Origin of the sequence: Streptomyces sp. NBC_01439, from assembly GCF_036227605.1 — a bacterium.
Lineage (GTDB): Bacteria > Actinomycetota > Actinomycetes > Streptomycetales > Streptomycetaceae > Streptomyces.
Genome location: NZ_CP109487.1, coordinates 2168211 through 2185029 on the forward strand (window position 1 = coordinate 2168211; position 16819 = coordinate 2185029).

A 16819-nucleotide genomic window follows, 5' to 3' on the forward strand; every position below is an offset into this window, starting at 1 on the left:
GGGACGATTCCGCCCAGAACCCTCGGCTGGGAGGCCCCATGCTCCACCCCTTGAAGAAGCGCACCGCTGTCCTGCTGTCGATCTCCACCGTCGCCGCCACCGTCGCCACCGCCCTCGCGAGCCCGGTGACGGCCGCGCCCGCCGCCCCGGCCGATCCGGCCGCCGCGGCGCCGGCGCAGGCGGCGCTGCGCTGGACCGGCTGCACCACCCCGCGGTACCCCACGCTGCAGTGCGCGTCCCTCAAGGTGCCCCTCGACCACGCCCGTCCGGACGGGCGGCAGATCACCCTCGCCCTGACCCGTGTCCCCCACACCGGCGCCACCTCCCAGGGCCCGCTGCTGGTCAACCCGGGCGGCCCGGGCGGCAGCGGCCGCAGTCTGGCCGGGTACATCGCCTCCGCCCTGCCCAAGGAGGTGGCCGCCCAGTACGACGTGATCGGCTTCGACCCCCGCGGCGTCGGCAAGAGCGAGCCCGCCCTGGACTGCGCGGCCGGGCACTTCAAGCCCGCGCGGCCGGACTCCGTACCCATGGACCAGGCCACCGAACGGGCCAACCTGGACCGGGTGCGCTCCTTCGCCGAGTCCTGCGGGGCCAAACACGCGGACGTGCTGCCGTACATCGACACCGTCTCGGCCGCCCGGGACATCGAGGCGCTGCGCGGCGCCCTCGGCGCGGAGCGGATCAGCTACTTCGGCTACTCGTACGGGACCTACCTGGGCGCGGTGTACGCCAAGCTGCACCCGGGCCGCGTGCACCGGCTCGTCCTGGACTCCGTGGTCGACCCCGGCGGGGTCTGGTACGAGGACAACCTCGCCCAGGACCTCGCCTTCGACGCCCGCCACAAGTCGTTCCTGGCCTGGGTGGCCCAGTACGACGCCACCTACAAGCTCGGCACCGACCCGGCGGCGGTCGAGCGGGCCTGGTACGCGATGCGGGACGCGCTGCGCGAGAGCCCGGCGGGGGGCAAGGTGGGGCCGGCGGAGCTGGAGGACACCTTCATGCCCGGCGGGTACTACAACGGCTACTGGCCGAACCTGGCCGAGGCCTTCGCCGCGTACGCGGTGGCCAAGGACCCGAAGCCGCTGGTGGCCGCCTACGAGCGGTTCGGCGCGGTGGAGCCCTCGGCGGGCAACGGCTACAGCGTCTACACGGCGGTCCAGTGCCGGGACTCGGCGTGGCCGAAGGACTGGAACCAGTGGCGCGCGGACATGTGGCGCACCCACGCCAAGGCGCCGTTCATGACCTGGAACAACGCCTGGTACAACGCCCCGTGCGCGTTCTGGCCGGCGGAGCCCCTCGACGCCCCGGACGTGACCAACGCCGATCTCCCGCCCGCCCTGCTGCTCCAGGCGACGGAGGACGCGGCGACCCCCTTCGAGGGGGCGCTCAGCATGCGGAAGAAGCTGTCGGGTTCGGCCCTGGTGGTGGAGGAGGGCGGCGGCAACCACGGCATCGCCCTGAGCGGCAACAAGTGCTTGGACGAGAAGGTGTCGGCCTACCTGACGACCGGCAGGGCCGCGGACGCCAGCTGCCCCGCCCAGGCGGCCCCGAAGCCGACCACGGCGACCCGCGCCGTGCCCGCCTCCGCGGGCGGCGCGGCCCTGCACGGCCTGCTCGGCTTCCGGGGCTGACGCCCACCCGATCCACCTGTCAGCACGAAACGGGGAAGGGCAAGGGGAAGAGAAGGAGGAAGGAGAAGGGGGCAAGATCGTGTCCATGACCACGACACCGTCGCACAGCAGCCACCTGACCCGTATCGCCGCACCGGAAGGGGTCGCCGCGAGCCCCCACTACAGCCACGTCGCGTGGGGCACGGGGCGTCTCGTCGCCGTGTCCGGACAGTGCGCGCTCGACGAGCGGGGCGAGGTCGTGGGCGAGGGGGTCCGGCCGCCCAGGCCCGGCAGGTGTTCGAGAACCTGCGCCGTTGCCTGGCGGCGGCCGGGGCGACCTTCGAAGACGTCGTGAAGCTCACCTACTTCGTGACGGACGTCGCCCACCTCCCGGCGGTGCGGGAGGCCCGTGACGCGGTGATCCCGGCCGACCGGCTCCCGGCCTCCTCGGCGGTGCAGGTCTCCGCGCTGTTCCGGCCCGAACTCCTGGTCGAGATAGAGGCCTTCGCGGTCATCGCCGCATAGCGGGCCGCGATCCCCGGCCCGCGCGCCTCAGCCAGCGCGCCTCAGCCCGCGCGCCTCACCCCAGGTTGCGGAGCGCGGCCGTCGCCGCCACCGCCAGCCGGGGGTGGGACTGGGCGCGGGTGAGGAGTTCGCGCGCGCGGGGGTCGGCGAGCGCGCCGAGGCCCTCGATGCAGGCCAGGGCCACCCGCCAGTACGGGTCGTGCGGGTGCAGCAGCCGCGACAGGGTGGCCATCAGGGCCGGTACGGACTCGGGGGCGCGCAAGGCGGTGAGCAGCCGCACGGGCTGCAGGGCGTAGGCCGTGCGCAGGCCGTTGGTGGCGAGGGCGGCTGCCGCGCGGGCGGTGCGCGGGTCGTCCAGGACGGCCAGCGCCTCGGCGGCGGCCGCGCAGCGGGCGGGGTCCCGGTGGTTGAGGAGCAGGACGAGGGATTCGAAGGCGCGGCGGTCTCCCGCGAGGCCCAGCCGGTACGCGGCCAGTTCGCGGGCCCACAGGGGCAGCCCGGCCGACGTCAGGGAGGCGGCGAGACCGTCGGGGGCGGCCGAGAGCAACACCTCGTACTCGGGTGACGGTCCCGCCTCGGCCCGCAGGCGCTCCAGCACGTCGTTCACCCGGCCACCTTAGGGGGACACAGCGGTCGCCGCGCCGGGTTTCGGGACATCGGAGACAGCCCGTTGATCGATGATCGATGATCGGTACATTTGGGCGGTACAGGTCACATCTCCGCGCTCTGGCGGACCAGTTACCGGCGGGTTACTGTCGTTGCAACACGTACGAGGGCGGCCTGGTGACGCAGCCGCCTCGTGCCGGTCGGTTCGTTTCTCCACGGTGTGACCCCGGGACAGGGTTCCGCCGTTTCCGCCCCGGGGACCCGTTCTCCGCGGGCACCTCTCTTCGGGCCCGCTCACCCCGGTCCCTTCACCGCACGGCTCTTCCGTACGGCATCCGCGCGCGCCGTGCGCCGCGCGCCCCCCAGTCGTCACCCTCATCCACTGGAGTCCCTCGATGGACCGTCAGTCCAGTCAGCCCACCCTCCAGACCATCGCCGTCGTCGGCCTCGGCACGATGGGCACCGGCATCGCCGAGGTCCTCGCCCGGGCCGGCCGCGAGGTCATCGGCATCGACATCAGCGAGGCCGCCGCTCAGCGGGCCCAGGCCGCACTCGCCGCGGCCACCGCCCGCTCCGTCGCCCGGGAGCGGCTCACCGAGCAGGAGCGCGGAGACGTGCTCGCCCGCTTCCGCACCTTCACCGATCTGGGCGCCGCCGCCGAGGCCGATCTGGTCATCGAGGTCGTCCCCGAGTCGTACGAGATCAAGCAGCAGGTGTTCCGCGAACTCGACGCGATCGTGCGGCCCGACACCATCTTGGCCACCGGCACCAACGCCCTGTCGGTGACGCGCATGGCCGCCGAGTCCCTGCGCCCCGAGCGCGTGCTGGGCCTGCACTTCTTCAACCCGGCCCCGGCGATGAAGCTGGTCGAGATCGTCTCTTGCGTTCTGACCGCCCCGCCGGCCGTCGAGGCGGTCACCGAACTGGCCCGCGAGCTCGGCAAGGAGCCGGTTCCGGTCGGCGACCGGCCCGGCTTCGTCGCCGACGGCCTGCTGTTCGGCTACCTCAACCAGGCCGCCGCCATGTACGAGGCGCGGTACGCCTCCCGCGAGGACATCGACGCGGCGATGCGGCTCGGCTGCGGGCTGCCCATGGGCCCGCTCGCGCTGCTCGACCTGATCGGCGTGGACACCGCCCGTACCGTCCTGGAGGCCATGTACGCCTCCTCCGGCGACCGGCTGCACGCCCCGGCCCCGATCCTGGGCCAGCTGGCCGAGGCGGGCCTGACCGGTCAGAAGTCCGGCCGCGGCTTCTACACGTACGAGGCACCGGGCAGCTCGGTGATCGTCCGCGACCTGCAGACCCCGCTCGACGGGTCCCTGGTCGGCACCGGCCGTCCCGTCAGCTCGGTCGGCGTGGCCGGCTCGGGAACGATGGCGAGCGGGATCGCCCAGGTCTTCGCGCAGGCCGGTTACAGCGTGGTGCTCGCCGCCCGCAGCCAGGAGAAGGCCGAGGCCGCCAAGGCCGCGATCGGGAAGTCCTTGGGCCGTGCGGTGTCCAAGGGCCGCCTGAGCGAGGAGGGCGCGGCCCAGACCCTGGACCGGATCACCCCGGCCGGATCGCTGGACGCCTTCGCCGAGGTGGACCTGGCCGTGGAGGCCGTCGCCGAGGACCTGGCGGTCAAGCAAGAGCTGTTCGCGACCCTGGACAAGGTCTGCAAGCCGGGTGCGGTGCTGGCCACCACCACCTCTTCGCTGCCGGTGATCGCGGTCGCCCGCGTGACCTCGCGTCCGCAGGACGTGATCGGCATGCACTTCTTCAACCCGGCCCCGGCGATGAAGCTGGTCGAGGTGGTCCGGACCGTCCTGACCGCCGACGACGTGCACGCCACGGTCCGCGAGATCTGCCTCAAGGTGCGCAAGCACCCGGTGGACTGCGGCGACCGGGCCGGCTTCATCGTGAACGCGCTGCTGTTCCCGTACCTCAACAACGCGATCAAGATGGTCGAGCAGCACTACGCCGACATCGACCAGATCGACGCGGCGATGAAGCTGGGCGGCGGCTACCCGATGGGCCCGTTCGAGCTCCTCGACGTGGTCGGCCTGGACGTCTCGCTGGCCATCGAGAAGGTCCTGCACAAGGAGTTCCGCGACCCGGGGCTGGCCCCGTCCCCGCTGCTGGAGCACCTGGTGGCGGCGGGCTGCCTGGGCCGGAAGACCGGCCGCGGATTCCGTGAGTACGCCGCCCGCCGGTAATCCGTCGGGCCACGAGCCGGATGCGTGGGGAGGGCTGCTCGGGCCCGCCGGACCCTCACGGCGGGCCAACCCTCACGAGCCCAGTGCGGGCCCTCCCCCGCATCCACCCCTCTCTCACCCCCCGCAGGCGCGCACCCCTGCACGAATGAAGTACTTTCGCTCTATGTCCCAGCCCGCCAAGACCTCGCCCCGCGCCGCCACGGCCTCCGACACCCCGGAGAGTCCGGCCGGCACCAAGGCGGCCGCACAGCGGCTCAAGATGCGCCGCGAGCTCGCCGCCGCGGCCATGGAGCTCTTCGCGACCAAGGGGTACGAGGCGACGACGGTCGACGAGATCGCCGCGACGGCCGGGGTGGCGCGGCGGACCTTCTTCCGGCACTTCCGGTCCAAGGAAGAGGCGATCTTCCCGGACCACGACGACACCCTGACCCGCGCCGAGGCCGTCCTGGACGTGGCCCCGGCGCACGAGCACCCGCTCGACACGGTGTGCCGCGGGATCAAGGAAGTCATGAAGATGTACGCCGCCTCGCCGGCGGTGTCGGTGGAGCGCTACCGGCTGACCCGTGAGGTGCCGGCGCTGCGGGAGCGGGAGATCGCCTCGGTGGCCCGGTACGAGCGGTTGTTCACCCGCTACCTGCTGGCCCATTTCGACGAGCAGGACCACCACGACGGCAACGACGACCCGCTGCTGGCCGAGGTGGCCGCCTCGGCGGTGGTCACCGCCCACAACCACGTGCTGCGGCGCTGGCTGCGCGCGGGCGGTCAGGGGGACGTCGAGGCGCAGCTGGACCACGCGTTCTCGATCGTGCGGAAGACGTTCGGCACGGGCATCGGCGCGGGCCGCACCCTGAGCACGGAACCGGCCGCGCCGGCGGCCGTGCGCACGCAGGGCGAGGTGCTGGTGGCGGTGGCCCGCACCGACGCCCCGCTGGACGAGGTCATGCGGACCATCGAAGAGGCGCTGCGCGCCAAGTAGTCACCACTCACCCGGCCGCCGCTGGGGGTGCCCCTGGTCACAGTGGCCGCTCCCGTTCCGGGGGCGGCCACTTTCGTATGTCCGGCTTGCCCCTACTCGCGGGTAACTCTGATCGATCATCGCTCATCGGTGCAGGTCAATCGGCAAATGAGAGAAAGTTTTGGCACGCGGTGCCTTGCTGAGTGACACGGGGTGCCATACGTTGAAGTCGTCCGGATGTCCCCGCGACCCACGCCCACCCGGCGTGGAACGCGCCCCGGATCGCCTGCGTCACCAGGCACCGCACGCCTCACCACGGGCGTCGCCCAGCACCACCGCACCAGCCGGACCGACGGCACACCGCACCCGCACCACGCACCCCGTTTACCTCAGCGCACCCTCATCAGCGCTAGCCGGAGGCTCACCGTGAAGGACATCCTGGACGCGATTCAGTCGCAGTCCGCCACCGCAGCAGACTTCGCGGCCCTGCCGCTCCCCGAGTCCTACCGCGCGATCACCGTGCACAAGGACGAGGCGGAGATGTTCGCCGGGCTCACCTCGCGCGAGAAGGACCCGCGCAAGTCCCTGCACCTGGACAACGTCCCGGTGCCGGAGCTCGGCCCGGGCGAGGCCCTGGTCGCCGTCATGGCCTCCTCGGTCAACTACAACTCCGTGTGGACCTCGATCTTCGAGCCGGTCTCCACCTTCAGCTTCCTGGAGCGCTACGGCCGCCTGTCGGAGCTCACCAAGCGCCACGACCTGCCGTACCACGTCATCGGCTCCGACCTCGCGGGCGTCGTCCTGCGCACCGGCCCCGGCGTCAACGCCTGGAACCCGGGCGACGAGGTCGTCGCGCACTGCCTCTCGGTCGAGCTGGAGTCCTCCGACGGCCACAACGACACGATGCTCGACCCCGAGCAGCGCATCTGGGGCTTCGAGACCAACTTCGGCGGCCTGGCGGAGATCGCGCTCGTCAAGTCGAACCAGCTGATGCCGAAGCCCGACCACCTGAGCTGGGAGGAGGCCGCCTCCCCCGGCCTGGTCAACTCCACGGCCTACCGCCAGCTGGTCTCCCAGAACGGCGCCGGCATGAAGCAGGGCGACAACGTCCTGATCTGGGGCGCCAGCGGCGGCCTCGGCTCCTACGCCACCCAGTTCGCGCTGGCCGGCGGCGCCAACCCGATCTGCGTGGTCTCCAGCCCCGAGAAGGCGGACATCTGCCGGGCCATGGGCGCCACGGCGGTCATCGACCGCAACGCCGAGGGCTACAAGTTCTGGAAGGACGAGCACACCCAGGACCCGCGCGAGTGGAAGCGCTTCGGCTCCAAGATCCGCGAGCTGACCGGCGGCGAGGACATCGACATCGTCTTCGAGCACCCGGGCCGCGAGACCTTCGGCGCCTCGGTCTACGTCACCCGCAAGGGCGGCACCATCACCACCTGCGCCTCGACCTCGGGCTACATGCACCAGTACGACAACCGCTACCTGTGGATGTCGCTGAAGCGGATCGTCGGCTCGCACTTCGCCAACTACCGCGAGGCGTGGGAAGCCAACCGCCTGATCGCCAAGGGCAAGATCCACCCCACCCTGTCGAAGGTCTACTCCCTCGAGGAGACCGGCCAGGCCGCCTACGACGTCCACCGCAACCTCCACCAGGGCAAGGTCGGCGTCCTCGCGCTGGCCCCCGAGGAGGGCCTGGGCGTCCGCGACCACGAGATGCGCGCCGAGCACCTCGACGCCATCAACCGCTTCCGCAACGTCTGAGACCGTTCAAAGGCCTAAGGGACAGCCTGAGATGACAGAGCGCCAGAAGGACCGTCCGTGGCTCATGCGGACGTACGCCGGCCACTCCACGGCCGAGGCGTCCAACGAGCTGTACCGCCGCAACCTCGCCAAGGGCCAGACCGGCCTGTCGGTCGCGTTCGACCTGCCGACGCAGACCGGCTACGACCCCGACCACATCCTCGCCCGCGGCGAGGTGGGCCGGGTCGGGGTCCCGGTCTCCCATCTGGGCGACATGCGGCGGCTGTTCCAGGACATACCCCTGGAGCAGATGAACACCTCGATGACGATCAACGCCACGGCCATGTGGCTGCTGGCGCTCTACCAGGTGGCCGCCGAGGAGCAGGGCGCGGACATCGCCCAGCTCCAGGGCACCACCCAGAACGACATCGTCAAGGAGTACCTCTCGCGCGGGACGCACGTCTTCCCGCCGGGGCCGTCCCTGCGGCTGACGACGGACATGATCGCGTACACGGTCAACCACATTCCCAAGTGGAACCCGATCAACATCTGCTCGTACCACCTCCAGGAGGCCGGGGCCACCCCGGTCCAGGAGATCTCGTACGCGATGTCCACGGCGATCGCGGTCCTCGACTCGGTGCGCGACTCGGGCCAGGTGCCCCAGGAGCGTTTCGGTGAGGTCGTCGCCCGGATCTCCTTCTTCGTGAACGCGGGCGTCCGCTTCATCGAGGAGATGTGCAAGATGCGCGCCTTCGGCCGCATCTGGGACAAGGTCACCAAGGAGCGCTACGGCATCGAGAACGCGAAGCAGCGTCGCTTCCGTTACGGCGTCCAGGTCAACTCCCTGGGACTCACCGAGGCGCAGCCGGAGAACAACGTCCAGCGCATCGTGCTGGAGATGCTCGCGGTCACCCTCTCCAAGGACGCCCGCGCCCGCGCCGTGCAGCTGCCCGCCTGGAACGAGGCGCTGGGTCTGCCCCGGCCCTGGGACCAGCAGTGGTCGCTGCGCATCCAGCAGGTCCTGGCGCTCGAGAGCGACCTGCTGGAGTACGAGGACATCTTCGCCGGATCCCACGTCATCGAGGCCAAAGTCGACTCCCTGGTCGCCGACTGCCTGGCCGAGATCGACCGGATCCAGGAGATGGGCGGCGCCATGGCGGCCGTCGAGTCCGGGTACCTGAAGGGCGAGCTGGTCTCCTCGCACGCCGAACGGCGGGCGCGGATCGAAGCCGGCGAGGACAAGATCGTCGGTGTCAACTGCTTCCAGCAGACCGAGGAGAACCCGCTCACGGCCGACCTCGACGGCGCGATCATGACGGTCGACCCGGCGACGGAGGCGTTCACCGTGGAGCGCATCGGCCGCTGGCGCGCCGAGCGGCAGGAGTCCTCGGACCGCCAGGGGAACGGCGACCCGTTCGTCTTCCCCACCACCCAGCAGGCGCTGGAGCGCCTCAAGGAGGCCGCGGCGGGCACCGAGAACCTGATGGAGGCCACGCTGGAGTGCGCCCGCGCCGGTGTCACCACCGGCGAGTGGGCCAGCGCGCTGCGCGAGGTGTTCGGCGAGTTCCGCGCCCCGACCGGGGTCTCCTCGGCCCCGGTCGCGGTCACCGCCGAGCCCGGTACGCCGATGCACGAGGTCCGCGAGAAGGTGTCCCGCACGGCCGACGAGCTCGGCTCGGGCCGGCTGCGCCTGCTGGTCGGCAAGCCCGGCCTGGACGGGCACTCCAACGGCGCCGAACAGATCGCCGTCCGGGCCCGCGACGCCGGCTTCGAGGTGGTCTACCAGGGCATCAGGCTGACCCCGGAGGAGATCTCCTCCGCGGCGCTGGCCGAGGACGTGCACTGCGTGGGACTGTCCATCCTGTCCGGTTCGCACAGCGCTCTGGTCCCGGACGTCCTGGAACGGCTGCGACTGGCGGGGGCGGGTGACATCCCCGTCATCGTCGGAGGCATCATTCCCAACGCCGACGCCGTGACGCTCAAGGCAGCGGGTGTCGCCGCCGTCTTCACGCCGAAGGACTTCGGCATCACGGAGATCATCGGCCGTATCGTCGACGAGATCCGCAAGGCCAACAAGCTCGCCCCCCTCGACATCGACAACGCACTCGTTGCAAGCACGGAGGTCCCCGCATGACCACGCCCGTCCACCCGGTGAACCGCCTTCGCCCGCGTCGCTCCTGCCTCGCGGTGCCCGGATCGAACCCGCGGTTCCTGGAGAAGGCCCAGGGCCTGCCGGCCGACCAGGTCTTCCTGGACCTGGAGGACGCCTGCGCGCCGCTCGCCAAGGAAGGCGCCCGCCACACCATCGTGGACGCGCTGAACAACGGCGACTGGACCGGCAAGACCCGCGTCGTGCGCGTCAACGACTGGACCACGCACTGGACCTACCGCGACGTCGTCACGGTCGTCGAGGGCGCCGGCCAAAACCTCGACTGCATCATGCTGCCGAAGGTCCAGGACGCCCAGCAGGTCGTCGCCCTCGACCTCCTCCTGACCCAGATCGAGAAGACCATGGGCTTCGAGGTCGGCAAGATCGGTATCGAGGCGCAGATCGAGAACGCCAAGGGTCTCGTGAACGTCGACGAGATCGCCGCCGCCTCGCCGCGGCTGGAGACCATCATCTTCGGCCCGGCCGACTTCATGGCTTCGATCAACATGAAGTCCCTGGTCGTGGGCATGCAGCCGCCCGGCTACCCGGCGGACGCCTACCACTACATCCTGATGCGGATCCTGATGGCGGCCCGCATGCACAACCTCCAGGCGATCGACGGCCCCTTCCTCCAGATCCGCGACGTGGACGCCTACCGCGAGGTGGCCGGCCGGGCCGCCGCGCTGGGCTTCGACGGCAAGTGGGTGCTGCACCCCGGTCAGGTCGACGCGGCCAACGAGGTCTTCTCCCCCTCGCAGGAGGACTACGACCACGCCGAGCTGATCCTCGACGCGTACGACTGGTGCACCTCGGAGGCCGGCGGCAAGAAGGGCTCCGCGATGCTCGGCGACGAGATGATCGACGAGGCCAGCCGCAAGATGGCCCTGGTCATCGCGGGCAAGGGCCGGGCCGCCGGCATGGAGCGCACCACCAAGTTCGAGACCCCGGAGGCCTGACCGCCATGCAGTTCGGACGCACGTACGAAGAGTTCGAGGTCGGGGCGGTCTACAAGCACTGGCCCGGGAAGACGGTCACCGAGTACGACGACCACCTCTTCTGTCTGCTGACCATGAATCACCACCCGCTCCACATGGACAGCAATTACGCGGAGAACACGACCGACTTCGGCAAGAACGTGGTCGTGGGCAACTACATCTACTCGCTGCTGCTCGGCATGTCCGTGCCGGACGTCTCCGGGAAGGCCATCGCCAACCTGGAGATCGAGTCCCTGCGGCACGTGGCGCCGACCTTCCACGGCGACACGATCTACGGCGAGACCACGGTCCTCGACAAGACGCCGTCGAAGTCGAAGAACGACCGCGGGATCGTCTACGTGGAGACCAAGGGCTACAAGCAGGACGGCACTCTCGTCTGCGTCTTCCGGCGCAAGGTGATGGTCCCGACCGAGACGTACATCAAGGAGCGCGGCGGCGAGCAGCCCGGCCGCCCCACGCTGAAGGAACAGGGGAAGTAGTCATGGCCCGACTCGCCCAGACCGCCGGGCTGACCGACGTCCAGCGGGAGATCCTCAAGACCGTCCGGGAGTTCGTCGACAAGGAGATCATCCCGGTCGCGACCGAGCTCGAACACCGTGACGAGTACCCGCAGCAGATCGTCGACGGCCTCAAGGAACTCGGCCTCTTCGGCCTGATGATCCCGGAGGAGTACGGCGGCCTGGGTGAGTCGCTCCTCACCTACGCCCTGTGCGTCGAGGAGATCGCCCGTGGCTGGATGTCCGTTTCGGGCATCATCAACACCCACTTCATCGTGGCGTACATGCTCAAGCAGCACGGCACGCAGGAGCAGAAGGACCACTTCCTCCCGCGCATGGCCCTGGGCGAGGTGCGCGGCGCGTTCTCGATGTCCGAGCCGGCGCTGGGCTCCGACGTGTCGGCCATCTCCTCCAAGGCGGTGAAGGACGGCGACGAGTACGTCCTGAACGGCCAGAAGATGTGGCTGACGAACGGCGGCAGCTCCACCCTGGTGGCCGTTCTCGTCCGGAGTGACGAAGGACACCCCGAGGGCACCGCGCCCCACAAGTCGATGACGACCTTCCTCGTGGAGAAGGAGCCCGGCTTCGGTGAGGTCCGTCCCGGCCTCACCATCCCCGGCAAGATCGACAAGATGGGCTACAAGGGCGTCGACACGACCGAGCTCATCATGGACGGACTGCGCATTCCGGCCAATCGGGTACTCGGCGGTCAGACGGGCCGAGGGTTTTACCAAATGATGGACGGGGTCGAGGTCGGCCGCGTCAACGTGGCGGCGCGTGGCTGCGGCGTCGCTCAGCGTGCTTTCGAGCTGGGTGTCTCCTATGCCCAACAACGTCACACTTTCGGCAAGCCGATCGCCGAACACCAGGCGATTCAGTTCAAGCTGGCCGAAATGGCTACCAAGGTCGAAGCCGCCCATGCGATGATGGTCAATGCAGCACGCAAAAAGGACTCTGGGGAACGAAACGACCTCGAAGCAGGGATGGCGAAGTACCTCGCCTCCGAATACTGCAAGGAGGTCGTCGAGGACGCCTTCCGCATCCACGGTGGATACGGATTCTCGAAGGAGTACGAGATCGAGCGTCTCTACCGGGAGGCCCCGATGCTGCTGATCGGTGAAGGTACCGCCGAGATCCAGAAAATGATCATCGGGCGACGCCTGCTCGAGGAGTACCGACTTCAGGGCTGAAAGTCCCTTTTGCAGCGAATCATCCATGGGTTCGTTGCGAAAGGATCACTGGCAGTGACTGGCTGACGGTCATCGACTCGGCTTCTGGCTTGCCCAGTTGTTGCGCGCAACCGATAGCATTCCAGTAAAGCCGCCGTCCCGTCCCCCCGTTTGCGGCGCGGCAATCACCCGCTACGAAGGTCATCCATGCCCCACAGCCAAACCTCTGCACCTCGCGACAGCCTCCTTGGCGTACGCCTCGCGCGCGGAGCATCGCCGTGGCTTCTGCCGACCGTGGCCACCGCGGCGCTCAGCCTCACCCGGGCCCGCAAGTCCGGACGCTGGGCCGCGGCGGCCGTGCCCGCCACCGCGCTCGCCGCGGGCATGCTGTGGTTCTTCCGCGACCCCGAGCGCGAGATCGCTCAGGGCCGTGTCATCTCGCCCGCCGACGGTGTGGTGCAGAGCATCATGCCGTGGAAGGACGGACGCACCCGGGTCGCGATCTTCATGAGCCCGCTGAACGTCCACGTCAACCGTGCGCCCCTCGCGGGCACGGTGACGTCCGTGGAGCACATCCCCGGCGGATTCGTCCCGGCGTTCAACAAGGAGAGCGAGAACAACGAGCGCGTTGTCTGGCACTTCGACACCGAACTCGGTGACATCGAGATGGTGCAGATCGCCGGCGCCGTCGCCCGTCGCATCGTCCCGTACCTGCCGGCCGGAACCAAGGTGGAGCAGGGCGAACGCATCGGTCTGATCCGCTTCGGCTCCCGCGTCGACATCTACCTCCCCGAGGGCGTCGAGGTCGCGGTCGAGGTCGGTCAGGCCACCACCGCGGGGGTGACACGAATTGACCGTGACTGACCCTGAGACTCCGGCCGCGGGCTGGGTTCCCGAGCCCGCCGAGGAGGAGTCCGCCGAAGACGACATGCCGCTCTCGCTGCGGCTGTCGATAGCGGACACCCTCACTCTCGGTAACGCGACGTGCGGATTCATGGCGGTGTACTTCACCACCACCGGAATCCTCATTCCGCACCTCACCGGCAGTGGCGAATCGGGCATGGCCCGCAACAGCGCCGCGACGGCCGTGATACTGATGCTGCTCGCCGCGGTCTTCGACCTCTTCGACGGCATCGTGGCCCGCAAGCTGCGCAGCTCGCCGATGGGTGCCGAGCTGGACAACCTGTCCGACCTGATCAGCTTCGGCCTCGCGCCGGCCTACTTCGTGCTCGTCTACGGCATGGTCGCCGTCGACGCGCACCAGAAGATGTCGGCGCTGGCCGCGATCGTGGTCCTGCTCGCCGTGGTGCTCAGACTCGCGAGATTCAGCTGCGTGACGATGAAGGACGGCATGTTCCAGGGCATGCCGAGCCCCTTCGGCGCGCTGACGGTCGTCTCGATCGTGCTGCTGGAGCTGCCGTTCGTCCCGACGCTGCTGGCGATCATCGGGGTGGCCTGGCTGATGGTGAGCCGGGTCGAGTACCCCAAGCCGCGGGGCGTCCTCGCGGTGGCGATGCTCTGCTGGATCGTCAGCGCGATGGGGCTGCTGGCGGCCTGGGCGTTCGACGCCCCCGGCGGTCAGCTGCTGCTCCAGACCGGCTGCGCCCTGCAGATCGCCATGGCGGCGACCATTCCGCTCTTCGCGACGACCCGGAAGGCCAACACCTTCCGGCACAACCGCCGCGAGGCCCGAGCGACGACGCTGCGCTAGCTGTACCGGAGAAGGCCCCGGATGCCATCGGCATCCGGGGCCTTCTGCCGTTTCCCTGGGGCCGGGGGCGTTCACGGGGGCCGGGGGTGCCTCCGGGGCCGTTTCCGCGGGCCGGGGGTGGCGGCGGGGCCGTTTCCGCGGGCCGGGGGTGGCGGCGGGGTGGGGAGTGTCCGGGGTAGGCATGATTTATGGCCCCTGAGCCGGGTCGCACAGGACCCCGGCGGTGAGGGCCACAAATCACGTTTTACACCCCGGACACTCCCCACCCCGCCGCCGACCCCTCCCGTAGCCCCCCGCCTGCGGCACTCGTGTCCGGATCCCCGGGGACCCGCGGTTTCGGGCGGCCGTGCGGATCGCCCGAGGGCGGGGTCGGGGCCGGTGGTGGGGCGGGGGTCGTCCGGGGTGTAAAACGTGATTTGTTGGCCCGGACCGCCGGGCACGTTCTCGTTCCGCCGTGGGGCCATAAATCATGCCTACCCCGGACGACCCCCGCCCCGCCGCCGGACCCGGCCCCGCCCGACCCGCCCCCGCGCCCCCGGCCAGGGACACGGCTAGCCTTGATGTCGGAAAACCGCCAGCCCGCCGTAACCGGAACCCCGAAGCTGGACGCATGCACACCGACACCGAGCGCTGCGTAAGGGCCGTGCAGTCGAAGGACGCCCGCTTCGACGGCTGGTTCTTCACCGCCGTCCTGACCACCCGGATCTACTGCAGGCCCAGCTGCCCCGCAGTGCCGCCCAAGGTCGAGAACATGACCTTCCTGCCCAGCGCGGCCGCCTGCCAGCAGGCCGGGTTCCGGGCCTGCAAACGGTGCCGGCCTGATACGAGCCCCGGTTCGCCCGAGTGGAACGCCCGGGCCGACGCCGTCGCGCGCGCGATGCGGCTGATCCAGGACGGTGTGGTGGACCGGGAGGGGGTGCCGGGCCTCGCCACCCGGCTGGGCTACTCCACCCGCCAGGTGGAGCGGCAGCTGAACGCCGAGCTCGGGGCCGGTCCGCTGGCCCTGGCCCGGGCCCAGCGCGCCCAGACCGCCCGGCTGCTCATCGAGACCTCGGAGCTCCCGATGGGCGACGTGGCCTTCGCCGCCGGGTTCTCCTCCATCCGCACCTTCAACGACACGGTCCGCGAGGTCTTCGCCCTGTCCCCGAGCGAGCTGCGGGAACGGGCCGTCAAGGCCGGCCGCAGCAGGAACGCCCCGCCCCGGATCCCGGGGACGATAAGTCTGCGGCTGCCGTTCCGGGCCCCGCTGAACCCCGACAACCTCTTCGGGCACCTCGCCGCGACCGCCGTCCCCGGCGTCGAGGAATGGCGGGACGGCGCCTACCGGCGCACCCTGCGCCTGCCCTACGGAACCGGGGTGGTCGCCCTGACCCCGCAGCCCGACCACATCGGCTGCCGGCTCGCCCTGACCGACCTGCGCGACCTCACCATCGCCATCAGCCGCTGCCGCTGGATGCTCGACCTGGACGCCGACCCCGAGGCGGTCGGCGAGCAGTTGCGCTCCGATCCGCTGCTGGCCCCGCTCGTGGACAAGGCCCCCGGGCGCCGGGTACCCCGTACGGTCGACGCGCCGGAGTTCGCCGTACGGGCGGTGCTGGGCCAGCAGGTCTCCACCGCAGCGGCGCGCACGCACGCGGCCCGGCTGGTCACCGCGCACGGGGAGCCGATCGAGGACCCGCTGGGCGGGCTGACCCACCTCTTCCCCTCCCCGCAGGCGCTCGCCGGGCTGGACCCGGAGGCGCTGGCCCTGCCGCGCAGCCGGCGCGCCACGCTGACCACCCTGGTCTCGGCGCTCGCCGAAGGCTCGCTGACGCTCGGCTTCGGCAGTGACTGGGAGGCGGCGCGGGCACAACTGACGGCGCTGCCCGGCTTCGGCCCGTGGACCACCGAAGTGATCGCGATGCGGGCACTCGGCGACCCGGACGCCTTCCTGCCGTCCGATCTGGGGATCCGGCGGGCGGCGCAGGGGCTCGGGCTGCCGTCCACCCCCTCGGCGCTCACCGCGCGGGCGGCCGGATGGCGGCCCTGGCGCGCCTACGCCGTCCAGTACTTGTGGGCCACCGAAGCCCACCCCATCAACCACCTGCCCGTCTGAGGAGCACCAGCGATGCGATCCACCACGAACAGCGCCAAGACGCACACCGTCGTCGACAGCCCCTACGGCCCGCTGACCCTGGTCGCCACGGACGGGGTGCTCAGCGGCCTCTACATGACCGAGCAGCGCCACCGGCCGGCCGAGGAGTCCTTCGGGGAGCGGGTGGCCGCCGCCGAGGAGCCCTTCCCCGAAGTGGCGCGCCAGCTGACCGCGTACTTCGCCGGCGAGCTCACCGAGTTCGACCTCCCGCTGCGTCTGGAGGGCACCGATTTCCAGCGCAGCGTCTGGGACCAGCTCGTGCGGATCCCGTACGGCGAGACGTGGTCGTACGGGCAGCTCGCGGCGAAGCTGGGCAAGCCCAGCGCCTCGCGCGCGGTGGGCCTGGCGAACGGGAAGAACCCGGTCGGCATCATCGTGCCCTGCCACCGGGTGATCGGCGCGTCGGGCGGGATGACCGGCTACGGCGGCGGGCTCGACCGCAAGGTCAGGCTGCTGGCCTTGGAGTCCGGAGAACAGGCCTGAGCCCCGTCCTGAAAGCCGGTCGCGGAGGCCTGTTCGACACCGCCCCA

General features: G+C 70.5%; 13 protein-coding genes and 1 pseudogene. 13 read left to right on the plus strand and 1 reads right to left on the minus strand.

The window, feature by feature from the left end; all coding sequences use genetic code 11:
* The first annotated feature begins 38 nt into the window (after positions 1-38).
* The gene (locus OG207_RS09540) at positions 39-1631 is read left to right on the plus strand and encodes an alpha/beta hydrolase (protein ID WP_329097650.1); all 1593 of its coding nucleotides are present in this window, start codon (positions 39-41) and stop codon (positions 1629-1631) included.
* 85 nt (positions 1632-1716) lie between these two features.
* Positions 1717-2135 (plus strand): annotated as a pseudogene (locus tag OG207_RS09545) (RidA family protein).
* Between the two features lie 55 nt (positions 2136-2190).
* Here OG207_RS09545 and OG207_RS09550 read toward each other — a convergent pair.
* Positions 2191-2742, minus strand: coding sequence for an adenylosuccinate lyase (locus OG207_RS09550; RefSeq protein ID WP_329097652.1), 552 nt, complete (start codon positions 2740-2742; stop codon positions 2191-2193).
* A gap of 394 nt (positions 2743-3136) precedes the next feature.
* On the opposite strand from OG207_RS09550, the gene OG207_RS09555 reads away from it, so the two are divergent.
* From OG207_RS09555 to OG207_RS09605, 11 genes are all read left to right on the plus strand, one after another.
* Positions 3137-4936 (plus strand): 3-hydroxyacyl-CoA dehydrogenase family protein, encoded by a 1800-nt coding sequence (locus tag OG207_RS09555; RefSeq protein WP_329097654.1) that lies wholly within the window; start codon positions 3137-3139, stop codon positions 4934-4936.
* A 163-nt stretch (positions 4937-5099) separates the two neighbouring features.
* Positions 5100-5912, plus strand: a complete 813-nt coding sequence (locus OG207_RS09560; protein ID WP_329097656.1) for a TetR family transcriptional regulator — start codon at positions 5100-5102, stop codon at positions 5910-5912.
* A 405-nt stretch (positions 5913-6317) separates the two neighbouring features.
* Positions 6318-7655, plus strand: coding sequence for a crotonyl-CoA carboxylase/reductase (gene ccrA / locus OG207_RS09565; protein WP_329097658.1), 1338 nt, complete (start codon positions 6318-6320; stop codon positions 7653-7655).
* A 31-nt stretch (positions 7656-7686) separates the two neighbouring features.
* The gene (locus OG207_RS09570; RefSeq protein WP_329097660.1) at positions 7687-9768 is read left to right on the plus strand and encodes a protein meaA; all 2082 of its coding nucleotides are present in this window, start codon (positions 7687-7689) and stop codon (positions 9766-9768) included.
* Complete coding sequence (locus OG207_RS09575; protein ID WP_052872181.1) at positions 9765-10739, plus strand: HpcH/HpaI aldolase/citrate lyase family protein; 975 nt, start codon at positions 9765-9767, stop codon at positions 10737-10739. The genes OG207_RS09570 and OG207_RS09575 overlap by 4 nt, the downstream gene beginning before the upstream one ends.
* A gap of 5 nt (positions 10740-10744) precedes the next feature.
* Complete coding sequence (locus OG207_RS09580) at positions 10745-11257, plus strand: MaoC family dehydratase (RefSeq protein ID WP_030010163.1); 513 nt, start codon at positions 10745-10747, stop codon at positions 11255-11257.
* Positions 11258-11259: 2 nt separating this feature from the next.
* Complete coding sequence (locus OG207_RS09585) at positions 11260-12465, plus strand: acyl-CoA dehydrogenase family protein (RefSeq protein ID WP_189967951.1); 1206 nt, start codon at positions 11260-11262, stop codon at positions 12463-12465.
* Positions 12466-12651: 186 nt separating this feature from the next.
* A complete protein-coding gene (locus OG207_RS09590) occupies positions 12652-13308 on the plus strand; it encodes a phosphatidylserine decarboxylase (protein WP_030010161.1) in 657 nt (218 codons plus the stop codon).
* Entirely contained in the window at positions 13295-14155 is an 861-nt protein-coding gene (gene pssA / locus OG207_RS09595; protein ID WP_301364983.1) for a CDP-diacylglycerol--serine O-phosphatidyltransferase, read from the plus strand. The genes OG207_RS09590 and pssA overlap by 14 nt, the downstream gene beginning before the upstream one ends.
* A gap of 610 nt (positions 14156-14765) precedes the next feature.
* Positions 14766-16250 carry an AlkA N-terminal domain-containing protein gene (locus tag OG207_RS09600; RefSeq protein ID WP_329097666.1) on the plus strand — a complete coding sequence of 495 codons (1485 nt, stop codon included), beginning with the start codon at positions 14766-14768 and terminating at the stop codon, positions 16248-16250.
* 12 nt (positions 16251-16262) lie between these two features.
* Complete coding sequence (locus OG207_RS09605; RefSeq protein WP_329097668.1) at positions 16263-16772, plus strand: methylated-DNA--[protein]-cysteine S-methyltransferase; 510 nt, start codon at positions 16263-16265, stop codon at positions 16770-16772.
* The last annotated feature ends 47 nt before the right edge of the window (positions 16773-16819 follow it).